The sequence below is a fragment of the Streptomyces sp. NPDC004327 genome, assembly GCF_042873935.1.
Lineage (GTDB): Bacteria > Actinomycetota > Actinomycetes > Streptomycetales > Streptomycetaceae > Streptomyces.
Genome location: NZ_JBIAME010000002.1, coordinates 928,922 through 951,062 on the forward strand (window position 1 = coordinate 928,922; position 22,141 = coordinate 951,062).

The 22,141-nt window shown below is 73.6% G+C and carries 22 protein-coding genes; 14 read left to right on the top strand and 8 right to left on the bottom strand.

What is annotated here, in order from left to right; genetic code table 11:
• Positions 1-33 precede the first annotated feature (33 nt).
• Complete coding sequence (locus ACFYU9_RS10330; protein WP_389205348.1) at positions 34-1,236, top strand: hypothetical protein; 1,203 nt, start codon at positions 34-36, stop codon at positions 1,234-1,236.
• A 15-nt stretch (positions 1,237-1,251) separates the two neighbouring features.
• On the opposite strand, the gene ACFYU9_RS10335 is transcribed toward ACFYU9_RS10330, so the two are convergent.
• Positions 1,252-1,848, bottom strand: coding sequence for a PadR family transcriptional regulator (locus ACFYU9_RS10335; protein WP_389344094.1), 597 nt, complete (start codon positions 1,846-1,848; stop codon positions 1,252-1,254).
• 153 nt (positions 1,849-2,001) lie between these two features.
• Here ACFYU9_RS10335 and ACFYU9_RS10340 point away from each other — a divergent pair, with 153 nt between their 5' ends.
• A complete protein-coding gene (locus tag ACFYU9_RS10340; protein WP_389344096.1) occupies positions 2,002-3,369 on the top strand; it encodes an MATE family efflux transporter in 1,368 nt (455 codons plus the stop codon).
• Here the strand turns inward: ACFYU9_RS10340 and ACFYU9_RS10345 are convergent.
• Positions 3,318-4,667, bottom strand: a complete 1,350-nt coding sequence (locus ACFYU9_RS10345; RefSeq protein WP_389344098.1) for a glycosyltransferase 87 family protein — start codon at positions 4,665-4,667, stop codon at positions 3,318-3,320. The two genes, ACFYU9_RS10340 and ACFYU9_RS10345, sit on opposite strands and share 52 nt — an antisense overlap.
• Before the next feature lie 86 nt (positions 4,668-4,753).
• On the opposite strand from ACFYU9_RS10345, the gene ACFYU9_RS10350 reads away from it, so the two are divergent.
• Positions 4,754-5,896, top strand: coding sequence for a glycosyltransferase family 4 protein (locus ACFYU9_RS10350; protein WP_389205340.1), 1,143 nt, complete (start codon positions 4,754-4,756; stop codon positions 5,894-5,896).
• Between the two features lie 37 nt (positions 5,897-5,933).
• On the opposite strand, the gene ACFYU9_RS10355 is transcribed toward ACFYU9_RS10350, so the two are convergent.
• Complete coding sequence (locus ACFYU9_RS10355) at positions 5,934-6,455, bottom strand: hypothetical protein (protein ID WP_389205338.1); 522 nt, start codon at positions 6,453-6,455, stop codon at positions 5,934-5,936.
• A 171-nt stretch (positions 6,456-6,626) separates the two neighbouring features.
• Positions 6,627-8,423: an AMP-dependent synthetase/ligase gene (locus tag ACFYU9_RS10360; protein ID WP_389344099.1), complete on the bottom strand. Its 1,797-nt coding sequence runs from the start codon at positions 8,421-8,423 to the stop codon at positions 6,627-6,629.
• A gap of 269 nt (positions 8,424-8,692) precedes the next feature.
• Between ACFYU9_RS10360 and ACFYU9_RS10365 the strand changes: the two genes are divergently transcribed.
• The 6 genes from ACFYU9_RS10365 (at position 8,693) to ACFYU9_RS10390 (ending at position 13,917) form a co-directional block, all read left to right on the top strand.
• Positions 8,693-9,448: a metallophosphoesterase gene (locus ACFYU9_RS10365; RefSeq protein ID WP_389206695.1), complete on the top strand. Its 756-nt coding sequence runs from the start codon at positions 8,693-8,695 to the stop codon at positions 9,446-9,448.
• 91 nt (positions 9,449-9,539) lie between these two features.
• The gene (locus ACFYU9_RS10370) at positions 9,540-9,980 is read left to right on the top strand and encodes an SRPBCC family protein (RefSeq protein ID WP_389205334.1); all 441 of its coding nucleotides are present in this window, start codon (positions 9,540-9,542) and stop codon (positions 9,978-9,980) included.
• A 254-nt stretch (positions 9,981-10,234) separates the two neighbouring features.
• The gene (locus tag ACFYU9_RS10375) at positions 10,235-11,461 is read left to right on the top strand and encodes an ArsA family ATPase (protein ID WP_389344101.1); all 1,227 of its coding nucleotides are present in this window, start codon (positions 10,235-10,237) and stop codon (positions 11,459-11,461) included.
• A 50-nt stretch (positions 11,462-11,511) separates the two neighbouring features.
• Positions 11,512-12,018: a DUF5304 domain-containing protein gene (locus ACFYU9_RS10380; protein ID WP_389344103.1), complete on the top strand. Its 507-nt coding sequence runs from the start codon at positions 11,512-11,514 to the stop codon at positions 12,016-12,018.
• Positions 12,019-12,150: 132 nt separating this feature from the next.
• Positions 12,151-13,092 carry an ROK family glucokinase gene (locus ACFYU9_RS10385; protein ID WP_389205328.1) on the top strand — a complete coding sequence of 314 codons (942 nt, stop codon included), beginning with the start codon at positions 12,151-12,153 and terminating at the stop codon, positions 13,090-13,092.
• Between the two features lie 72 nt (positions 13,093-13,164).
• The gene (locus ACFYU9_RS10390) at positions 13,165-13,917 is read left to right on the top strand and encodes an endonuclease/exonuclease/phosphatase family protein (protein ID WP_389344105.1); all 753 of its coding nucleotides are present in this window, start codon (positions 13,165-13,167) and stop codon (positions 13,915-13,917) included.
• A 47-nt stretch (positions 13,918-13,964) separates the two neighbouring features.
• Here ACFYU9_RS10390 and ACFYU9_RS10395 read toward each other — a convergent pair whose 3' ends face one another.
• Entirely contained in the window at positions 13,965-14,657 is a 693-nt protein-coding gene (locus ACFYU9_RS10395) for a hypothetical protein (protein ID WP_389344107.1), read from the bottom strand.
• On the bottom strand, positions 14,650-15,444 hold the full coding sequence (locus ACFYU9_RS10400) for an alpha/beta hydrolase (RefSeq protein WP_389205323.1): 795 nt from the start codon (positions 15,442-15,444) through the stop codon (positions 14,650-14,652). Before ACFYU9_RS10400 ends, ACFYU9_RS10395 begins: the two co-directional genes overlap by 8 nt.
• Positions 15,445-15,627: 183 nt before the next feature.
• On the opposite strand from ACFYU9_RS10400, the gene ACFYU9_RS10405 reads away from it, so the two are divergent.
• The 4 genes from ACFYU9_RS10405 to ACFYU9_RS10420 all read left to right on the top strand — a co-directional run bounded on the left by ACFYU9_RS10405 (position 15,628) and on the right by ACFYU9_RS10420 (position 19,375).
• Positions 15,628-16,359, top strand: coding sequence for a lysophospholipid acyltransferase family protein (locus tag ACFYU9_RS10405; protein ID WP_389205320.1), 732 nt, complete (start codon positions 15,628-15,630; stop codon positions 16,357-16,359).
• Positions 16,360-16,392: 33 nt separating this feature from the next.
• Positions 16,393-17,616, top strand: coding sequence for a MacS family sensor histidine kinase (gene macS, locus ACFYU9_RS10410; RefSeq protein ID WP_389344109.1), 1,224 nt, complete (start codon positions 16,393-16,395; stop codon positions 17,614-17,616).
• 44 nt (positions 17,617-17,660) lie between these two features.
• On the top strand, positions 17,661-18,308 hold the full coding sequence (locus tag ACFYU9_RS10415) for a response regulator (RefSeq protein WP_389206694.1): 648 nt from the start codon (positions 17,661-17,663) through the stop codon (positions 18,306-18,308).
• Positions 18,309-18,379: 71 nt separating this feature from the next.
• The gene (locus ACFYU9_RS10420; RefSeq protein WP_389205316.1) at positions 18,380-19,375 is read left to right on the top strand and encodes a 2-hydroxyacid dehydrogenase; all 996 of its coding nucleotides are present in this window, start codon (positions 18,380-18,382) and stop codon (positions 19,373-19,375) included.
• Between the two features lie 6 nt (positions 19,376-19,381).
• Here ACFYU9_RS10420 and ACFYU9_RS10425 read toward each other — a convergent pair whose 3' ends face one another.
• Together ACFYU9_RS10425 and ACFYU9_RS10430 are read right to left on the bottom strand one after the other, a co-directional pair.
• Entirely contained in the window at positions 19,382-21,337 is a 1,956-nt protein-coding gene (locus ACFYU9_RS10425; RefSeq protein ID WP_389344111.1) for an anthranilate synthase family protein, read from the bottom strand.
• Between the two features lie 101 nt (positions 21,338-21,438).
• Complete coding sequence (locus ACFYU9_RS10430) at positions 21,439-21,495, bottom strand: trp operon leader peptide (protein WP_123954659.1); 57 nt, start codon at positions 21,493-21,495, stop codon at positions 21,439-21,441.
• 119 nt (positions 21,496-21,614) lie between these two features.
• Here ACFYU9_RS10430 and ACFYU9_RS10435 point away from each other — a divergent pair.
• Positions 21,615-22,141, top strand: a 527-nt coding sequence (locus tag ACFYU9_RS10435; protein ID WP_389205312.1) for a 3-deoxy-7-phosphoheptulonate synthase, incomplete at its 3' end; no start/stop codon positions are given.

Consider the following 22,141-nt stretch of genomic DNA (forward strand, 5'->3'; position numbering starts at 1 on the left):
GGGCACTTGCGGGCCGCCCGTACGATCAAGGGCGTGGCGGGTCAGCGGAGCAGGACGGGTGCGTGGCTGCTCGGCGCCCTGCTCCTGGTCTCCGGGTGCACCGCGCCCGGGCCGGCCGGACCGCCCCGCGGCGAGATCCAGGGGCTGCTCGACCGGCACGCCGAGGCGCTGCTCGACCGCGACGAGCCCGGCTACCTCGCCGGCCTCGACCCGGCCCTCGTGCCCGCCGCGCGCACCGAGTTCGAGCGGGTCGGCAAGATCCCGCTGGCCGATCTGGAGTACCGGGTCACCGGCGTCGAGCCGGCCGGCGAGGGCCGCGCCACCGCCCGCGCCGAGCTGGGCTACCGCATCAAGGGCTACGACTCCGGGCCCGCCACCAGCGAGCGGATCCTCGACCTCGCCGAGCGGCACGGCCGCTGGTACGTCACCGGCGACCGTCCCGCCGACGGCGCCCCGCAGCAGCTCTGGCAGCAGGGCGACGTCCGGGTGGTGACCGGCCGCCGCAGCCTGGTGCTCGGCGTCGGCCAGAGCGCCGAGCGGCTGAGCGGGATCGCCGACGCCGCCGACCGCGCGGTGCCCGCCGTCGGCGCCGCCTGGCCCTCGCCGTGGGCCGGCCGGATCGTGGTCCTCGTCCCGGCCTCGGTGGACGCCATGGGCCGGCTGCTCGGCGCGCCCGCGGCCTCGTACCGGGGCATCGCGGCGGTCACCACCGGCGAGATCGGCGGCGGTCCCAAGGCGCCCGCGGACCGGGTGATCGTCAACCCGGACGCGTACGCGGTGCTCGGCGACTTCGGCAAGCGCTTCGTGCTCACCCACGAGACCACCCATGTCGCCACCCGCACCCAGACCACCGCGGCCACCCCGCTCTGGCTCTCCGAGGGCTTCGCCGACTGGGTGGCCTACCGCGGCACCGGCCGCACCGCCCTCCAGGCCGCCCCCGAACTCGCCCGCGCGGTGCGGGCCGGTGACGTCCCGGCGGCGCTGCCGGACGACCGGGCGTTCGCCTTCGGCGGCGACGCCGAGGCGCTGGCCCGCGCCTACGAGGGCGGCTGGCTGGCCTGCGCGATGATCGCCGACCGGTGGGGCGAGGCCAGGCTGACCGCGTTCTACCGGGCGGTCGGCGCCCATCCGCAGCGCGACGGCGCGGTGGAGAAGGCGCTGGACGACGTGCTGGGCACCACGCCGGAGGAGTTCACGGCGCGGTGGCGGACGTATCTGGGCGAGCGGCTCGGCTAGGGCCTGTCCGGCGGATCAGGGTCGGACAGGACCTTGGGGGGTCACTGACCCGGCCTGATCGACAAGACACCCCTGGCTCCCGGCGGCCTCGCGGTCCAGCTCGGCGAGGGTCTCCGCGAGCCACGCCTTCTCCTCCGTGCCGGTGGCCCGGGCGATCCGGAGCATCCCGCGCCGGAACGGATCGGGTTCCTCCTCCGCGCGCACCGGCGCCCCGCCCGCGTAGAAGAAGCTGGCCGGGGCGAGCAGGAACTCCTGGCGGCGGCGGAGCACGGCGGCCTGCTCGGCCGGGTCGGGGAGCAGGCCCAGGAAGGCGAGCAGCGTGAAGAAGCGCTGGCCGTCGGTGATCTCGGCGTCCTTGGGGGCGCGCAGCCGGGCGAGCAGCTCGGCCCGGCCGTCCGGGGTCAGTGAGAGGGTGCGGCGCTGGGCGGCGCCGGTGCCGGGCTCCGTACGGCTGTCGACCAGGCCGTTCTTCACCAGGCGGGTGATCGCCGGGTAGAGCGCGCCGTCGCTGACCGGGCGGACGTGGCCGCTCAGGCCCTGGATGCGCTCCTTGAGCTCGTAGCCGTGCAGCGGCTTCTCGCAGAGGAAGCCCAGGATCGACAGCTCCAGCACGGTTCCGCTCCTCAGTCGCTCGTCGACGGCCGCTCGTCGGTTCTCGCCCGTCGATTGTCGCTCGTCGATTGTCGCTTGTCGGGGACGCGCCACTGATGATACCTCTTTTCGAGGTGCCTCGAATCGAGGTATCTCGAAAAGAGGGGGACTCCTGTGACCAGTGCCGCCGTCCACCGCCGTACGCTCGTCCGGCTCGCCGGACCCGTCTACCTCGAACTCCTCGCCGGAGTCGCCGCCGGGATCATCAACATGGTCTGGGTCGCCCGGCTCGGCGGGGACGCCGTCGCCGCCGTCGCCGTGGCCACCAACGTCGAGAACCTGCTCCTCGGCGTCGTCCTCATGGCCGCCTCCGGCACCACCGTGCTCGTCGCCCGCGCCCGCGGCGCCGGCGACCCGGGCGCACTGCGCTCCGCCGTCCGCGGCGGCGCCGCCCTCGGCGCGCTGCTCGTCCCGCCCGTCGCCCTCGGCGGCTATCTGCTGCGCGACCCGCTCGCCGTGCTGCTGCTCGGCGGCAGCGGTCACCCCGCACACGCCCTGGCCACCGCCTACTTCGCGATCTCACTGCCCGGCACGGCCGTCTTCTTCGCCACCACCGTCCTCGACGGCGTCCTCAAGGGCACCGGCGACACCCGCACCCCGATGCGGCTCGCCTTCCTCGCCAACGGACTGATCCTGCTGCTCGACCCGCTGCTCGTGCACGGGTACGGGGTCGAGGGCGCCGCCGTCTCCACCGTCGCCGGCCGCACCGCCGCCCTCGCCGCCGGACTGATCGCGCTGCGCCGCAACCGGCTGCTGCGGGCCGCCCGTGCCGCCCGCCCGGCCGCCGGTACCGCCGCCGCGCTGCGCCGCACCGCCGCCCTCGGCCTGCCCATGTCCGTCGACTTCGTCGTCCGGATGGGCGGCGCACTCGCCCTCGTCTCCGTCGTCGCCCGGATCGGCGTCACCGAGACCGCCGCGTACGGCATCGCCACCAAGGCCATGTACGTCGCCACCATGGCCTTCTACGCCGTCCGCCAGGCCGCCTCCCTCCACACCGCCCATCTGCTCGGTGCCGGACGCGACGAGCGCGGGCCCGTCGGCCGGCAGGCCCTGCTGCTCGGCGGAGCGCTCGGCGCGGGCGCGGCCGTGCTGCTGCTCCTCGCCGCCGGGCCGGTCATGCGCGGCTTCGGCGCCGAGCCCGCGGTGGCCGACGCCGGCGCCCTCTTCCTGCGCTGCCTCGGGCCCTACCTGCTGCTCATGGCCGGGTTCATCGCCCTGAGCGGAGTCTTCGAGGGCAGCGGCGACTCCCCGAGGCTCGCCCGGATCACCGTCGCCGGAGTGCTGCTCCAGCTGCCGCTCGCCTACGCGCTCTCCGGGCCGCTCGGCCTCGGCCTCGCCGGGATCTGCCTGGCCATGGCCCTGGCGATGGCGGCCCAGTGCACCGCCCTGGGCGTGCTGCGCCACCGGACGCACCGCCCGGCGGCCCCGCGTCAGCGCGCGGAGGAGGGGACGGAGACCGCCGCGCTCTCGCGGTCACGGTGACGCTCGCGGTCCGTCTGCACCGGGATCCGCACCCGGGCCGCGGCCGCGAGCCGCGGCTCGGTGACCGTCTGCCGCCACAGGATCCGGCACGCCGACAGCGAGGCCGCCACCAGGAGCCCGTTGCGCACGAGCAGCAGCGCGATGCCCAGCGGGTCGCTGTGCGAGACGTGCGAGAACCACACCGGGAACTCGAACTGCGTCACCGCCGTCGCCCACAGCACCAGATACGCGGGCCGCCGCATCCGGCTCGCCCGGTACACCAGGCACACCGCCGCGAGCCCGACCAGCCAGATCATGTACTGCGGGCTGATCACCCGGCTCGTCGTCACGAACAGCAGCACTGCCGTGAAGGCCGCGTCCGCCACCGTCGTCGACGTACGGTGCCGGGCCCGCAGCCGCCACACGAGCAGCCACGCGAAGGCGGCACCGGTCAGCGCCATCGCCGCCGCCGACACCACGTGCACACCCGGGCCCAGGAACTCGATCGAGCCGTAGTTCATCCGCGCCTCGCCCGGCCAGCCGAAGTTCCGGGCCACGTGGAAGACCAGCGCGCCCAGCGACTCGACCTCCGTGCCCCGGTCCCGCTGGAAGCCCAGGAACGACAGCGCCCCCGGCGCCGCCAGCACGCACAGCGCGACCACCCCGGCCGCCGCGCCCACCGCCGTCGCCCAGCAGCGGACCGTGGCCCGGCCGCGCGCGGTGCCCGCGACCAGCAGCACCGGCCACACCTTCAGCGTCGCGCCGAACCCGGCGAGCGCGCCGAGCACCGCCGGGCTGCGGACCGCCGCGAGCAGGCCCGCGACCGCGACCGCCGTCACCATCAGGTCGTAACGGGAGTACGCGGTCGGGCCGAGGAGCGGCACAGCGGCCAGCCACAGCCAGGCGCCCCGCATCGAACGGCCCGGGCGCCGGCCCGCGTACACGAGGAGACCGAAGACGAAGGCGTCGCAGAGCAGCGAGAGCACGAAGAAGGCGGCCGAGTAGCCGAGGAAGGGCAGCAGCGCGGGGGCGAGGATCGCGAGGGCGGCGGCCGGCGGATACTGCCAGGTCACGTCGTCCAGGGGGTAGGTGCCGGTCCGCAGGACCTCGTACCAGCCCTGGTAGATCTGCTCGACGTCGCTGGTGACGTCGGGGCCGGGTATGACGACGATCCGGAAGACCGTCAGGAGTATCAGGACCCGGGTGAGGCCCCAGAACCCGAGGATCTTCCGCAGTCCGCCGTCCTGCCCGCGGTCGCACAGGTCCGTGCCCGCAGTCGTGCTTCCGGCCGTGACCGTGCCCGCTCCGCCGCCCGTCATCCTGTCGTCGTCCTGTCCTGTCGGTCCGCCGTGGCGGAGGGTGGTGGTGCCGGGCCCGGGGCGCGATCGCGGTACTGTCGGCCACGATGCACAAGACCCTGATCGTAACCAACGACTTTCCGCCGCGACCCGGCGGAATCCAGGCATTCCTGCACAACATGGCGCTCCGGCTCGATCCCGAACGGATCGTGGTCTACGCCTCCACGTGGAAGCGCAGCCGCGAGGGGATCGAGGCGACGGCCGCGTTCGACGCGGACCAGCCTTTCACGGTCGTCCGCGACCGCACCACCATGCTGCTGCCGACGCCCAGGGTCACCGCGCGGGCCACGGCGCTGCTGCGCGAGCACGGCTGCGAATCGGTCTGGTTCGGCGCGGCCGCCCCGCTCGGCCTGATGGCCCCGGCGCTGCGGCGCGCGGGCGCCAAGCGGCTCGTCGCCACGACGCACGGGCACGAGGCGGGCTGGGCGCAGCTGCCGGCCTCCCGGCAGCTGCTGCGGCGCATCGGCGAGGGCACGGACACCCTCACCTACCTCGGCGAGTACACCCGCTCCCGGATCGCCGCCGCGCTCACGCCGGCCGCGGCCGCGCGGATGACCCAGCTGCCGCCCGGCGTCGACGAGAAGACCTTCCACCCCGACTCCGGCGGCGCCGAGGTGCGCGCACGGCTCGGGCTCAGCGACCGCCCGGTGGTCGTGTGCGTGTCGCGCCTGGTGCCGCGCAAGGGCCAGGACACCCTCATCCTCGCCCTGCCGGAGATCCTGCGCCGGGTGCCCGGCGCGGTCCTGCTGATCGTCGGCGGCGGCCCGTACGAGAAGGACCTGCGCGCCCTCGCGGCCCGCACCGGCGTCGCCGCGTCCGTCCGCTTCACCGGCGCCGTCCCGTGGTCCGAGCTCCCGGCGCACTACGGCGCCGGCGACGTCTTCGCCATGCCGTGCCGCACCCGCCGCGGCGGCCTCGACGTCGAGGGCCTCGGCATCGTCTACCTCGAAGCCTCCGCCACCGGCCTCCCGGTCGTCGCCGGCGACTCAGGCGGCGCCCCCGACGCCGTCCTCGACGGCGAGACCGGCTGGGTGGTCCGCGGCGACGCCCCCGAGGAGACCGCCGACCGCGTCGCGACCCTCCTCCTCGACCCCGAGCTGCGCGCCCGCATGGGCGAACGCGGCCGCCAGTGGGTCGAGGAGCGCTGGCGCTGGGACCTGCTGGCGGAGCGGCTGCGCGAACTGCTGTAGGGAGCGGCGGGCCCGGCGCCGCGGGCGGGCCGGGGCCCTACTCCGGCAGGTAGTCCGTCAGCGCGCACCCGTCCACCAGCAGCTTCTCCTTGCGGTAGCCGTCCGGGACCTTGAAGCCCTTCTCGCAGGTGAAGAGCAGCAGGTCGGCCTTGACCAGGGCCTTGGCCGCCGCCGGGTCGGTCGTGGCCACGGCGAAGTCCTGGCCGAGGAGGAAGCGGGTGTCGTGGCCCGCCGACGCGGCCTTCTTGTTCGCCTGCTGGAACTTCTCCATGTCGGACAGGGACAGCAGGGTGAGGGTGTCGCCGGCGTCGTTGCCGCACACGCCGCGCTCCTTGACCGCCCAGGCCGGGTCCTTCGCCTCCAGGCCCATGGCGCCGCTGTCGCCGCTGCCCGTGCGCAGGTCGCTGCACATGGTGTGGGCGCCGACCAGCTTCTCGATGGCCGCCATGTCCCCGGCCGCGGGCAGGCCGGCGTCCTCGCCCCAGGAGCTGCACCCGGTGAGGGTGACGAGGGCGGTGAGGGCCGTGCCGAGGACGGCGCCGGTGCGCTTGAGCCGCATGACTGCCTTTCATGTCGTGTGTGCGGAACGGTGTGTACGGAACGGCCTGTGCGGAACGGTCTGTGCGGAATGGTCCGTTCCGGCCCGACGTGCGCGAAACGCCCCCGGCCGGCCCGGAACCCGGGCCCACCAGGGGCGTTCGACGACCGTCAGGACGGTCAGGACGGACGGTCAGGCCGAGTAGATCGCCTCGATCTCGTCGGCGAAGTCCTTCGCCACCACGTTGCGCTTCAGCTTCAGCGACGGGGTGATGTGCCCCGCCTCCTCCGTGAACTGCGCGGACAGGATACGGAACTTCCGCACCGACTCCGCCTTCGAGACCGCCGCGTTGCCGTCGTCCACCGCCCGCTGGACCTCCGCGAGCAGCTCCGGGTCCTCGCGCAGCGACGCCGCCGTCGCACCGGCCGGCTTGCCGTGCTCGGCCGCCCAGCGGCCCAGGAACTCCTCGTCGATGGTGACGAGCGCGCCCACGAACGGCCGTCCGTCGCCGACCACCATGCACTCCGCGACCAGCGCGTGCGCCCGGATCCGGTCCTCGATGACCGCCGGGGCGACGTTCTTGCCGCCCGCCGTCACCAGGATCTCCTTCTTGCGGCCGGTGATCGCGAGGTAGCCGTCCTCGTCGAGCGTGCCGATGTCACCGGTGTGGAACCAGCCGTCCGCCAGCGCCTCCGCCGTCGCGGCCTCGTTGTTCCAGTACCCGGAGAAGATGTGCTCGCCGTGCAGCAGCACCTCGCCGTCGTCGGCGATCCGGACCACCGAGCCCGGCAGCGGCTGCCCGACCGTGCCGATCTTCTGCCGGTCCCACGGGTTGAACGCGGTCGCCGCGCACGACTCCGTCAGGCCGTAGCCCTCCAGGACCGTGAAGCCGATGCCCCGGAAGAAGTGGCCGAGCCGCTCGCCCAGCGGCGCGCCGCCGGAGATCGCGTACTCGCCGCGCCCGCCGAGGACCGCGCGCAGCTTCCCGTACACCAGCTTGTCGAAGATCTTGTGCTTCAGCTTCAGACCGAAGGCCGGACCCTGCGGCGTGCTCAGCGCGCGGCTGTACGCGATCGCCGTGTGCGCGGCCTTGTCGAAGATCTTGCCCTTGCCGTCGGCCTGCGCCTTCGCCCGGGCGCCGTTGTAGACCTTCTCGAAGACGCGCGGCACGCCGAGGACCAGCGTCGGCTTGAAGGACGCCAGCTCGTCGGTGAGCGTCTTGATGTCCGGCAGACAGCCCAGCTTGATCGGCGCCATCACACAGCCGACCTCGATCAGCCGGCCGAAGACGTGCGCGGCCGGCAGGAACAGCAGCGCCGAGGACTCGCCGGTGCGGAACAGCGGCTTCAGCCGCTCCACCACGTTGCCGCACTCGGCGAAGAAGGCACGGTGGGTCAGCACGCAGCCCTTGGGGCGGCCGGTGGTGCCCGAGGTGTAGACGATCGTCGCCGGGTCGTCCGCGTGCGCCGTGGACATCCGCTGGTCGAGCAGCTCGTCGGAGACGTCCGCGCCGCCGGCCGTGAGCCGCGCGACCGCGTCGTCCTCGATCTGCCAGATGCCCTGGAGGCCCGGCAGGTTCGCCCGCACCGACTCCACCGAGGCCCGGTGCGCCGCGCTCTCGACGAGCGCCAGCTTCGCGCCCGAGTCACCGAGGATCCACTGGATCTGCTCCGGCGAGCTGGTCTCGTACACCGGCACGGTCACCGCGCCCGCGCTCCAGATCGCGAAGTCGAGCAGCACCCACTCGTAGCGGGTGCGGGACAGCAGCGCGACCCGGTCGCCCGGCTCGATCCCGGCCGCGATCAGCCCCTTCGCCGCGCCCCTGACCTCGGCGAGGAACTGCTTCGCGGTGACGTCGGCCCACGCGCCCGCGACCTTCTTCGCCATCACGGCGACGTCTGGATGCTGGGAGGCGTTGCGGCGGATGAGATCCGTCAGGTTGCCGTCCGTGGGGACCTCGTACAGGGCCGGAAGGCTGAACTCGCGCAAGACTGCTGCTCCTCATCGGGCGCCGGCGCCACGGCTCTGTGGATGCACCGGTGCGGTCCAAGATCGGGCAGGGTGCTCTGGGTGGGGGTGAGCACGACTGGACTGCCCGGACGTTACCCATCAGTACGTGGTTCCCGATAGGGGGTCCTGGCCAGATGTTCCATGCGTCACACATCTATGGCGTACCTGGCCGCACAGTAGTCGACCGCTTCGGCGACTCCCAAGTAACCGCAGGTCGCAACCCATAGGCTGACGCCATGCGGATCAACGTGGTGAGCGACGTGCACGGCAACACGGCTGCCCTCGCCCGGGCGGGGGACGGCGCCGACGCGCTGATATGCCTCGGCGACCTGGTGCTCTTCCTCGACTACGCCGACCACAGCCGCGGCATCTTCCCCGACCTCTTCGGCACCGAGAACGCCGACCTCATCGTCGAACTGCGCACCGCCCGCCGCTTCGACGAGGCCCGTGACCTCGGCCGACGGCTCTGGGGCGAGCTCGCCGTGGACCGCGCGAGCGCCATCGAGTCCGCCGTCCGCCGCCAGTACGCCGAGATGTTCGCCGCCTTCCCCACTCCGACGTACGCCACCTACGGCAACGTCGACATGCCGACCCTCTGGCCCGAGTACGCCGGCCCCGGCACCACCGTCCTCGACGGCCAGCGCGTCGAGCTCGGCGGCCTCGTCTTCGGCTTCGTCGGCGGCGGCCTGCGCACCCCCATGCGCACCCCGTACGAGATCCCCGACGAGGAGTACGCCGCCAAGGTCGAGGCCCTCGGCGACGTCGACGTGCTCTGCTCGCACATCCCGCCGGAGGTCCCCGAACTCACCTACGACACCGTCGCCCGCCGCTTCGAACGCGGCAGCCGCGCCCTCCTCGACGCCATCCACCGCGTCCGCCCCCGCTACGCCCTCTTCGGCCACGTCCACCAGCCGCTCGTCCGCCGGATGCGGATCGGCGCCACCGAGTGCGTCAACGTGGGGCACTTCGCGGCGACGGGCCGCCCCTGGACGCTGGAGTGGTGACGGGCGGCGGGTGACAGCCCCGCAACAGGGGCGCGATAGCCTGCACGCTGAAGACTGAAGACGAGTCGCGTCCATACGAGGAGCCCCCGCGATGGCGGAACACACCAGCTCGAGCATCACCATCGAGGCGGCCCCGGCCGAGGTCATGGGCGTCATCGCCGACTTCGCCCGCTACCCCGAGTGGACGGGCGAGGTGAAGGAGGCCGAGGTCCTCCAGACCGACGCGGCCGGCCGCGCGGAGAAGGTCCGCCTCCTCCTCGACGCGGGCGCCATCAAGGACGACCACACCCTCGCCTACACCTGGACCGGCGACAACGAGGTCTCCTGGACCCTCGTCAAGTCCCAGATGCTCCGCACCCTCGACGGCTCCTACCGCCTCGCCCCGGCGGCGGGCGGCGCCACCGAGGTCACGTACCAGCTGACGGTCGACGTCAAGATCCCCATGCTCGGCATGATCAAGCGCAAGGCGGAGAAGGTCATCATCGACCGTGCGCTGGCGGGCCTGAAGCAGCGGGTCGAGTCGGGCCGGTAGCCCTCGAACCCCCGGGCTGCGCCCCCGGCCCACACCGTTGTGGGCAATCGTCCCGCAGGGCGGGACGGGTGGGCACAACGGACGTCGCCCCTTGCCGGGCCTGGGCTTCTCGCGCGTTGACCCGCACCCGTAGGGCGTCGCGGTCATGGCGCGGGTTCAGGCGCAAGACGAAGTCTGAGGGAGGGCCGATGCCCCACACGGGGGGAACCGGCCCAGACGTGAGCGCCGGCGCGCGGCGCCGGTACCGTCGCCCCATGCGGATCATTCTTGTCACCGGTACGGGCGGCGCCGGCCGGACCACCGTCGCCTCCGGCACCGCCCTCGCCGAGGCCCGCGCAGGCCGCCGGGTGCTGCTCGTCTCCGGCGAGGCGGACGGCGCGACCGGGCTCCCGGCCGGCGAGGCTCCGGCCGGGAGGCCGCGGCCGGTGCGGCTGACGCAGCCCGGCGACACCGCCACGCACCCCGCCGGCAGCCTCCATCTCCTCGTGCCCGACCCCGCCGGTGACTTCCGGAGCGAGTTCCTCTCCCTCCAGGCACGCTCCGGCGCCGCGCTCGACCTCCTCGGCGCCGCGCCCCTCGAAGAGGCGGAGCTGACCGAGCTGCCCGGCAGCGGCCAGTTCGCGCTGCTGCGGGCGCTGCGGGACGCGGCGGACGGGGACTGGGACCTGGTCGTCGTCGAGCTGCCGCCGGTCGGCGAGGCGCTCGCGCTGCTCGCGCTGCCCGAGCAGCTCCGCCGCTATCTGCGCCGCCTGCTCCCGCAGGAGCGGCAGGCCGCCCGCGCGCTGCGCCCGATGCTCGCCCAGCTCGCCGGCGTACCGCTGCCGGCGCAGTGGCTGTACGAGACCACCGGCCGCTGGGAGGCGGAGCTGGCCGCCGTCCAGCAGGTCGTCGGCTCCCCGCGCACCGCCGTCCGGCTCGTCGTCGAACCGGGCCCGGCCGCCACCGACGCCCTGCGCGACGCCCGCCTCGGGCTCGCCCTCCAGGGCCTCGCCCTCGACGGCGTCGTCGCCAACCGCGTCCTGCCCGACGGCTCGGCCGACCCCTGGTTCGCCGGGCTCGCCGCCGAGCAGCACCGTCACCTCGCCGCGCTGCGCGCCGACCACCCGGAGCTGCACGAACTGCCGCACCTCGGGCGCGGGGTGCGCGGGCCGGAGGACCTGGTCCTGCTCGCCGTACCGGTCGCCACCGCCACCGCCACCGCCACCGCCACCGCACCCGCCACCGACTGGACCGTCGAGGACCGCCGCGCCGAGGACGGCATCCTCGTCTGGCACGTCCCGCTGCCCGGCGCCGTCAAGGACGGCCTCTCCCTCGTCCGCCGCGGGGACGAACTCCTCCTCGCCGTCGGCCCGTTCCGCCGCGCCGTCCCGCTGCCCGCCGTGCTGCGCCGCTGCACCGTCACCGGCGCCGGACTCGTCGACGGCGATCTGCGGATCCGCTTCACCCCGGACCCCGGACTCTGGCCGAGGACCGCTCCCTGAGCCCTCGCCGGACGTGTACCGTCGACGGTAGGAGCACGGAGGAGTACGCCATGAGCGACAGCGACCAGGACGCCTGGGCCAAGGCCTGCGCCGAGGACCTGGAGGCCGAGAAGGCCCGCCGCCGCGCCCGGCAGGGCGAGGAGCCGGGCACTCCGGCCGAGGAGTTCCGCAAGCTGTTCGAGGCCGTCGCCGACAAGCTCTCCGGAACGCTGGGCGGCGGGCTCGGCGGCCCCGCCGCAGGTCAGGCAGCGGCCACCGTCCAGCAGGTCGTCCAGCAGGCGAAGGCGCTCGTCGAGCCCGTCATCGAACGCAACCCGCAGGTCTTCGACCACCTCGCGGCCGCCGGGACCGAGCTGCTCGCCGCCTACCGGTCCGCCGTCCAGGGCCATGAGACGCGCTGGACCCGCGGCGACACCCGGCAGGCGACCGGAGCGGACGCCGAGGCCGGCACGGACACCGGTGCCGAGACCGGCACGGACACCGGCACCGGCGCCGACCCCGAGGACCACCGCAAGGACGAGGGCCCGGGAACCGGTCAGCACATCGACCTGGACTGATCCGGGACCGGTCCAGGACCGCTCCGGGGCCGGTCCCGGATCGGTCCGGGACCGGCCCCGGAGCGATCGGGAGGCCCGGCCTCCTCGGGTACGGTGGGCCCTAGCGGGGCTCGACCGAAAACTGAGGGACACATGGGACTCACCATCGGCGTCGACATCGGCGGCACGAAGATCGCGGCCGGCGTGGTCGACGAGGAGGGCAACATCCTCGACACCCACACCGTGCCGACGCCGCCGACGCCGGAAGGCATCGTCGACGCCATCTGCGCCGCGGTCTCCGAGGCCGGCAAGGGGTACCAGATCGAGGCCGTCGGCATCGGTGCCGCGGGCTACGTCGACGACAAGCGCGCCACCGTCCTCTTCGCGCCGAACATCCACTGGCGGCACGAGCCGCTGAAGGACAAGGTCGAACAGCGCGTCGGCCTCCCCGTCGTCGTGGAGAACGACGCCAACGCCGCCGCCTGGGGCGAGTACCGCTTCGGCGCCGGCCAGGGCCACGAGGACGTCATCTGCATCACGCTGGGCACCGGCCTCGGCGGCGGCATCATCATCGGCAACAAGCTGCGCCGCGGCCGCTTCGGCGTGGCCGCCGAGTTCGGCCACATCCGGGTCGTCCCGGACGGCCTGCTGTGCGGCTGTGGCAGCCAGGGCTGCTGGGAGCAGTACGCCTCCGGCCGCGCCCTGGTCCGCTACGCCAAGCAGCGCGCCGCCGCCACCCCCGAGAACGCCACGGTGCTCCTCGGCCTCGGCGACGGCACCCCCGACGGCATCGAGGGCAAGCACGTCAGCGAGGCCGCGAGGGCCGGCGACAAGGTCGCGGTCGACTCCTTCCGCGAGCTCGCCCGCTGGGCCGGCGCCGGCCTCGCGGACCTGGCGTCGCTCTTCGACCCGTCGGCGTTCATCGTCGGCGGCGGCGTCTCCGACGAGGGCGAGCTGGTCCTGGACCCGATCCGCAAGTCGTTCCGGCGCTGGCTGATCGGCGGCCAGTGGCGGCCGCACGCCCAGGTGCTCGCCGCACAGCTCGGCAACAAGGCCGGCCTCGTCGGCGCGGCCGACCTGGCCCGCCAGGGCTGAGCGTCCACTCGTTCGGGAGCGTGCCCGCCGTGCCCTCTGGGGCGCGGCGGGCACAGCGCTTATGTTGACGTCATGGCGACGAGTGCGATCAGCGAGCTGCCCAACTCCCGTACCGAACCGGATGGTTCGGCCATCGTCCGGGTCCTCTCGTACAACGTGCGCTCGATGCGCGACGACGAGGACGCCCTCGCCCGGGTCATCCGGGCCTGCGCCCCCGACCTGGTCTTCCTCCAGGAGGCGCCGCGCTTCTTCCGCTGGCGCAAGCACGCGGCCCGGCTCGCCGCCAGGAGCGAGCTCGTCATCCTGAGCGGCGGCGCGACCGCCGCCGGACCGATGCTGCTGTGCTCGCTGCGGGCCACCGTCGAGCACACCGAGGACGTGCTCCTGCCCCTCACCCCCGGCCGCCACCGGCGCGGCCTCGCCACCGCCGTGGTCCGCCTCGGCGGCGCGCGCCTCGGGCTGGTCAGCTGTCATCTGAGCCTGTACGCGGACGAGCGCCACGCCCAGGCCGGCCTGCTCCTGGACCGGGTGGCCGCGCTCGGCACGCCGTACGCGATCGTCGCCGGCGACCTCAACGAGCGCCCCGGCGGCCGCGCCTGGACCCGCCTGACCACCCGCCTGCGCGACGGCCACGCGGTCGCCCCCTGGGGCAGCGCACCCACCTGGCCCGCCCCGGCCCCCGACCGCCGCATCGACGCGATCCTCGCCACCCCGGGCGTCGACTTCCTCTCCTGCGGCGTCCCGACCGACCTCGACCCGTCGGACCTCCACAAGGCGACGGACCACCTGCCGGTGCTGGCGGTGGTCCGTGTCCCGTCTTCGTAAAGCCCTGAGCGAGCCCCGGCCAAAGCCCTCAGCGAGCCCCGGCGCGGCTACACCACCGCGCCCCGGCCCGGGTCGTCGAAGCCGTCGTCGTCCTCGTCGTCGCTCTTCATCCGGGCCACCAGGGTCACGAAGCCGCCCAGGAAGCCGCCCACGCACAGCGTGGTCAGCCACCAGGTCATGTCCCACTGGAGCAGCACGGCCAGCAGCATCAGGACCGGGCCGCCGACCGCCGCGAGCCAGGCGAACTTGGTCGTGGTGTCGGCCTCCGGCAGGGGCGGGGGCTCCGGCGGGACGAAGTGGCCCTCGTCGCGGCCCTCGGCGCCCTCGGGGAGGTCCTCCGGGTCGTCGAGCGCGTAGTCGCGCGGACCGCCGACGCCCAGGCCCGCACCCGCACCCGCGCCCGGGCCCACGCCCGGCGCGAAGACGATCGACGAGCCGAGGGCGGGCTTGTCCGGGCCGGCGTCCGGGCCGGCGGGCTCGGCCGGCGGCTCCGGCTTGCGGAACTTGTCCGGCTTCTCCGGAGACCCGGAGGCCGCGGGCCCGGGCGGCGCCGTCCCGCCGTCGTCCGGCGCGTCCGGCAGCTCCGGCAGCGGAAGGTCCCGCACCGGACGGTCCGGACGGAACGGGCGCGCGCCCGGAGGATCCGCCGGCTCCTCGCCGTACCCCGCGACGATCGCGGCCCAGGCCGCCTCCTCGTCGATGGGCTGCGGTTCGCGCTCCCCGTCCTGCTGCTCAGCCACCGCTCGCGCTTCCCTTCTCGACCGTCCCGGCCTGCTCGACTTCCGGAGCGAGCCGGGACACGAACGCCCAGCTCTCCTCGAAGATCCGCTCCGCGTCATGGTCCAACGTCGCGACGTGGTAGCTCTGTTCCAGCAGGATCTCCTTGACGTCCGTCGAGGACACCCGGCTGAGGACGCGCGCCGAGTCGGCCGGCGGCACGACGTGGTCCTGCGGGCTATGCAGCAGCACCATCGGCTGCGTGACCTGCGGCAGCTCGCCGTCGACGACCTGGAAGAAGCGCCGCAGCGAGTGCGCGGCGTGCAGCGGCACCCGGTCGTAGCCGACCTCGTCCGAGCCCGGCTTGGCGATGTCGCTGGCGATGCCCTTGGTGGACGGCACCAGGTGCCGGACGACGGGCAGCGCCTTCGCGGCCAGGCCGTGCACCTTGTTGCCGGGGTTGACGAGCACGATGCCGCTGATCGCGTCGCCGTGCCGCGCCGCCAGCCGCAGCGTCAGCGCGCCGCCCATCGACAGGCCCATCACGAAGACCCGCGAGCAGCGCGCCGTGAGCTCGCGCAGCTCGCGGTCCACCTCCGCGTACCAGTCGTGCCAGGTGGTGAGCTGCATGTCCTGCCAGCGGGTGCCGTGTCCGGGCAGCAGCGGCAGCGAGACCGTCAGCCCGCGCCCGGCCAGGTACTCGGCCCAGGGGCGCAGCGACTGCGGGGAACCGGTGAATCCGTGACAGAGGAGGACGCCGACCTCTCCGCCCTCGTGGCGGTACGGCTCGGCTCCAGGAAGGACCGACACGGGGTCTCCTGTTCGGGGTTCGACTGCGAAAAGGGGAAGGCTTTCACCGTACGCGACCGGACCGACACCCGACCAGGTCCGTTCGCACGAAGTGGCGGCGCCTGTGGCGGTCCGGCCGGAGCGGTAAGGGATAAGGTCGTCGTGACGGCACACGGAAGGCATGACGAGTTGATCTACGGCGCTATGAAGTTCTCCCTCGGAGGGTCCCTGAAGATCGCCTTCAGGCCCTGGGTGGAGGGCCTCGAGAACATTCCCGCCGAGGGGCCGGCGATCCTCGCGAGCAACCACCTGTCCTTCTCGGACTCCTTCTTCCTGCCCGCGGTGCTCGACCGCAAGGTCACCTTCATCGCCAAGGCCGAGTACTTCACCTCTCCCGGCGTCAAGGGCAAGCTGACGGCCGCCTTCTTCAAGGGCGTCGGCCAGCTCCCGGTCGACCGCTCCGGCGCGCGCGGCGCGGGCGAGGCGGCGATCAAGGCCGGCATCGAGGTCATCGAGTCGGGCGGCCTGTTCGGCATCTACCCGGAGGGCACCCGCTCGCCCGACGGCCGGCTCTACCGCGGCAAGCCCGGCGGTCTCGCGCGCGTGGCGCTCGCCACCGGCGCGCCGGTGATCCCGGTCGCCATGATCGACACGGAGAAGATCCAGCCGCCCGGCAAGCTCGTGCCCAAGCTGATGCGCCCGGGCATCCGGATCGGCAAGCCGCTCGACTTCAGCCGCTACCACGGCATGGAGGGCGACCGCTTCATCCTGCGCTCGGTGACCGACCAGGTCATGTACGAGATCATGAAGCTGTCCGGCCAGGAGTACGTCGACATCTACGCGACCGCCGCCAAGCGGCAGATCGCGGACGCCGAGAAGGCCGCCAAGGAGGCCGTCAAGGCCGAGATCGCTGCACGGGAAGAGTCCGGCGCCTGACCCTCTGACGAGGGGCGCCCGGGGGTGGGGGAGATGGCCAGGCGCGAGCGTGTCGTGCGCATGTCGGTCGAGCAGCCGCTGTGGCGCGCGCTCACCGGCTACCGCGTCCTCACCATGGGCTACGCGGTGCTGCTCTGCGTCTTCGGCTGGCGGCACTACGAGCGGCACTGGGTCGCGGTCGGCTATCTCGCCTTCCTGTGCGTGTGGACCCTCGCCACCCTCCCCAAGGTGGCGGACGCGGCCAGCTGCACCAAGCGCTTCCTGGTCGCCGACCTCGCCGTCGCCCTCGCCGGCATCCTGCTCACGCCGCTCGCGGACGAGCAGGTCAGGTCCGTCGACGCCGGCACCCTGCCGTCGATATGGACCGCCGGCGCCGTCCTCGCCTACGCCATCAAGGGCGGCTGGCGCTGGGCCGGCTTCGCGTCCTCGCTGGTCGCCGTCGCCAACATCGTCGAGCGCGGCCGGCCCACCCTCGACACCCTGCACAACGTGCTGCTGGTCTGGGTCGCCTCCATCGCCATCGGTTACGTGGTCGAGGTCGCCCGCGCCTCCGAGCGCACCCTCGCCCGGGCCCTGGAGATCGAGGCCGCGACCCGGGAACGGGAGCGGCTGGCCCGGGACATCCACGACAGCGTGCTCCAGGTCCTCGCCATGGTGCAGCGGCGCGGCACCGCCCTCGGCGGCGAGGCCGCCGAGCTGGGCCGGATGGCCGGCGAGCAGGAGGTCGCGCTGCGCACCCTGGTGGCCGGCGGGCTGATCCGCACCTCGTACGTCTCCGAGGACGAGTCCGAGGGCGCGGTCGTCCGGCTCGTGGAGGAGCCTGAGGACACCGCGGACGACGTCGACCTGCGCACCCTGCTCGCCCCGCGCGCCGGCGCCCGCGTCACCCTCGCCGACCCCGGCGCCCCGGTCCCGCTGCCCGCCCCGGCCGCCCGCGAGCTGGCCGCCGCCGTCGGCGCCGCCCTGGACAACGTCAGGGCGCACGCGGGCGAGACGGCCCGGGCCTGGATCCTGGTCGAGGACTGGGGCGACGAGGTGATCGTGACCGTACGGGACGACGGCCCCGGCATCCCCGAGGGCCGGCTCGCCCAGGCCGAGGGCGAGGGCCGGATGGGCGTGGCCCTGTCCATCCGGGGCAGACTGCGTGACCTCGGCGGCACCGCCGAGCTGATCTCGGTCCCCGGCCAGGGCACCGAAGTGGAACTGAAGGTCCCGCGCGCGCCGCGGGAACAGCGGGGGAAGGCAGGAGCGAAGTGAGCGAGCAGCAGCAGGCGGCGGAGCAGCAGCGGCCGATCCGGGTCATGGTGGTCGACGACCACCCCATGTGGCGGGACGCGGTCGCGCGCGACCTCGGCGAGGCCGGCCTCGCCGTCGTCGCCACCGCGGGCGACGGCGAGCAGGCCGTCCGCCGCGCCGCCGCGGCCGACCCCGACGTCCTCGTCCTCGATCTGAACCTGCCGCTCAAGCCGGGCGTCCAGGTCTGCAAGGAGCTGGTCGGCGCCAACCCGCGGCTGCGGGTCCTGGTCCTCTCGGCGAGCGGTGAGCACGCCGACGTCCTGGAGGCCGTGAAGTCCGGCGCCACCGGCTATCTGCTGAAGTCGGCCAGCACGGAGGAGCTGCTCGACGCGGTGCGCCGCACCGCCGTCGGCGACCCGGTCTTCACGCCGGGCCTGGCCGGCCTGGTCCTCGGCGAGTACCGCCGGCTCGCCACCGAGCCCGTCCCCGCCGCCGGCGCCGACGAGCCCAAGGCCCCGCGGCTCACCGAGCGCGAGACCGAGGTGCTGCGCCTGGTCGCCAAGGGCCTGAGCTACAAGCAGATCGCCGAACGGCTCGTCATCTCCCACCGCACGGTGCAGAACCACGTCCAGAACACGCTCGGCAAGCTCCAGCTGCACAACCGCGTGGAGCTGGTCCGGTACGCCATCGAGGTCGGCCTCGACGACGCCTGAGGCCGTCCGGGGCGCGGGCCCGTATATTCGCCTGTGATCGGACAAAACCGGCGCATCCCCCGGAGGGGCCCGTGGAGATCCTGGCATTCGGCGTGCAGGCGGACGAGAAGCCGCTCATGGAGGCGGCGTTCCAGGGCCACCACGAGGTCCGCTGCCTCGACGTCTTCCTCACCGAGGACACCGCGCCCATCGCCTCTGGCTACGAGGTCATCTCCACCAGCGTCAACGCCAACCTCGACAACCGCGTGCTGCAGACCCTCGCCGCCGGCGGCACGCAGATGGTCGCCCAGCGCTCCACCGGCTTCAACAACATCGACCTGGAGGTCGCCGAGCGGCTCGGCCTCACCGTCGCCCGCGTCTCGTACTACTCGCCGTACTCCGTCGCCGAGTTCGCCTGGACCCTCGCCATGGCCGTCAACCGGCGGATCGTCCGCGCCTCCAACCGGACCCGCGACTTCGACTTCCGGCTCGACGGCCTCATGGGCCGCGACCTGCGCGGCCGCACGGTCGGCGTGCTCGGCACCGGCAAGATCGGCGCGGCGTTCACCCGGATCGCCCACGGCTTCGGCATGAAGCTGCTCGGCTGGGACATCGCCGAGAACCCCGCCTGCCTCGACCTCGGCATGGAGTACGTCGCCAAGGAGCGCCTCTTCGCCGAGGCCGACCTCGTCAGCCTGCACGTCCCGCTCCTGCCGGCCACCCACCACCTCGTCGACGCCGCCGCCCTGCGCGCCATGAAGGACGACGCCATCCTGGTGAACTCCAGCCGCGGCGGCCTCGTCGACACCGAGGCCCTCGTCGGCGAACTGCGCGCCGGCCGCTTCGCCGGCGTCGGCCTCGACGTGTACGAGGCGGAGGCCGGGCTCTTCTTCCTCGACAAGTCCCTCGCGGGCATCGAGGACGACACCCTGGCCCGCCTGGTGACCTTCCCGAACGTGGTGGTCACCTCCCACCAGGCGTACTACACGACCGACGCGGTCGGCCAGATCATCGACACCACGGTCCAGAACGTCCTCAACTACCTCGCGCGGCGGCGCGACGAGAACGTCCTGGTACCGAGGGTCTGACAGCCGTCAGACCAGCACGCCCGCCAACAGCGAGGCGGTCACCGCGGCCCCGTCCATCGTCAGCACCGACTCCGGGTGGAACTGCACGCCCGCGAAACCGGGGCCGCGCAGCGCGTGCACCTCGTCCGTCGCCGCGTCCCGGCTCACCTCGATCCGGTGCAGCGCCAGCTCCGTCGCCGTCCGCTCGTCGCACCGCGCCGTGAAGCTGTTGTAGAAGCCGACCGTCTGCTCCTGCCCGAACAGGTCGATCCGCACCTGCGCGCCCTGGAACGGCGTCCGCTTCCGCACGATCTCCAGACCCAGCTCCGCCGCGATCAGCTCGTGGCCCAGGCACACCCCGAGCAGACCGTGCCGGTGGCCGCGCAACAGCTCCGCCGTCAGCCCGCGCAGGAAGCGCATCTTCGGGTCGGCCGCGTCCTGCGGGTCGCCCGGGCCGGGGCCCAGGACCACCGGACCGTCATGGGCGAGCGCCAGCTCGCGCAGGCCCGGCTCGTCATAGCGGAGCACGGACACCTCCAGGCCCGACGAGCGCAGCAGATGCGCCAGCATCGCCGTGAAGGTGTCCTCGGCGTCGATCACCAGCGCGTGCCCGGTCAGCTCCGCCGACCTGACCTGCATCTTCAGCCAGAACGGCGCCAAATCCGCGCGCCGCGCGTCGAGCGCCGCCCGCACCCGCGGGTCGTCGGCGAGCCGTGCCGGCGCCGCGCCCTCCTCGCGCGGCCGCCCCTCCCGTACCCCGAGCGCCGCCAGCACGCCCGCCGCCTTCGCGTGCGTCTCCGCGACCTCGCCCGCCGGGTCCGAGTGCCGGACGAGCGTCGCGCCGACCGGGACCCGCAGCGTGCCTCCGGCGTCGATGTCGGCGGTACGGATGAGGATGGGGGAGTCCAGCGTCTGCGCGCCGTTCTCGTCGGTGCCGAGCAGCGCCAGCGCGCCCGCGTAGTAACCGCGGCCGCCGACCTCGTGCCGCTCGATGACCCGGCACGCGTTCTGCAGCGGCGAGCCGGTGACCGTCGCCGCGAACATCGTCTCGCGCAGCACCTCGCGCACGTCGAGCGAGGAGCGGCCGCGCAGCTCGTACTCCGTGTGGGCGAGATGGGCCATCTCCTTCAGCCGGGGTCCGATCACCACCCCGCCCATGTCGCCGACCGTGCACATCATCTTCAGCTCCTCGTCGACGACCATCGACAGCTCCTCGGTCTCCTTGCGGTCGGCCAGGAACGCGAGCAGGTCCTCGGGCGTCGGCGCGGCGCCCGCCGGGTAGCGGTAGGTGCCGCTGATCGGGTTCATCACGACCGTCCCGCCCGCGCGTCTCCCACCACCGCCCTCAACCGAGGGCGCTTCGCGCCGGCCTCCTTCTCCTGTCATCCGGACGTGCACCTCCGGGCTGGCCCCGACGAGGGTCCGCTCGCCGGTGTGGACGACGAAGGTCCAGTACGCGCCGCGCTCGCCCGCGAGCAGCCGCCGGAAGAGCGCGAGCGCGTCGGCCCGCCCGAAGCCCGGGATCGCGCCGGTGAAGGTGCGCCGGATGACGAAGTTCGCGCCCTCGCCGCCCCCGATCTCCTCGTCGATCACCCGCCGCACGATCCGCCCGTACTCCTCGTCGGACACGTCGAACCCGCCGCCCTCGACCCGCACCTCCCGGTCCGGGAGCTGTGCGAGGGCGTCGGCGAGCGGCAGCTCGTACGCCTCCTCGGCGGCCAGGACGGCGAGCGGCGTGCCGTCGTCGCGGACCTCGAACCCGCGCTCGCGGATCTGCCGGAAGGGCACCAGGGCCAGCGTCGGCAGCTCGCGCACGGGCAGTTCGGCGAGTGTCCCGGCCTCGTGCACCGGGCCGATCAGCAGCTCGACGGTGTCGTGGTCACGGCCGGGCGTGCGGCGGCGCAGCAGCGCGAACGGCGGGCAGGAGTCGTCGAGGAGACGGGAGAGGTCGGGACGGGAGAGGTCGGGACGGGCGAGGTCCATGGGTGTTCCTTCCTTCGGGGGACTGAGGAGAGGAACGGCCTCGCGGGTACGAGAAAGGCCGCCCCTCGGGCGGCCTTCGCGTGGTTTCGGTGTACGCGCAGTCAGTGGGCCGCCGGATGAGCGGTCCACCACCAGTTCTGGGTCGTCTGCGTGAACATGGCGCCGATCGTAGCCCACCCGCAGGTGTCGGGTCCGTCTGATTCGTCGCTTCCGCTGTTTTCGTCTCATCAGGCGGTCACTGGCGTGGACGCGGGCCTCGGACCCGTACTGTGGGGGCGTGACCGTGAACGCTGATACCCACGCCGTCGCCAAGGCGACCTGGCGAGACCTGCCCGCGGCGCAGCAGCCTGAGTACCCCGATGCCGAGGCTCTGCGCGACGTCGTCGCGGAGCTCGAGTCCTATCCTCCGCTCGTCTTCGCCGGCGAGTGCGACCAACTGCGCGCCCGGATGGGAGCCGTCGCCCGTGGCGAGGCGTTCCTCCTCCAGGGCGGCGACTGCGCCGAGGCCTTCGACGCGGTGTCCGCCGACCACATCCGCGCCAAGCTGAAGACGCTGCTCCAGATGAGCGCCGTCCTCACCTACGCGGCGTCCGTGCCGGTGGTGAAGGTCGGCCGTATCGCCGGCCAGTACTCCAAGCCGCGCTCCAAGGGCACGGAGACGCGGGACGGGGTGACGCTGCCGACGTACCGGGGTGACTCGGTCAACGGTTTCGAGTTCACCGAGGCCGCGCGGATCCCGGATCCGGAGCGGCTGAAGCGGATGTACCACGCGTCGTCGTCGACGCTGAACCTGGTGCGTGCGTT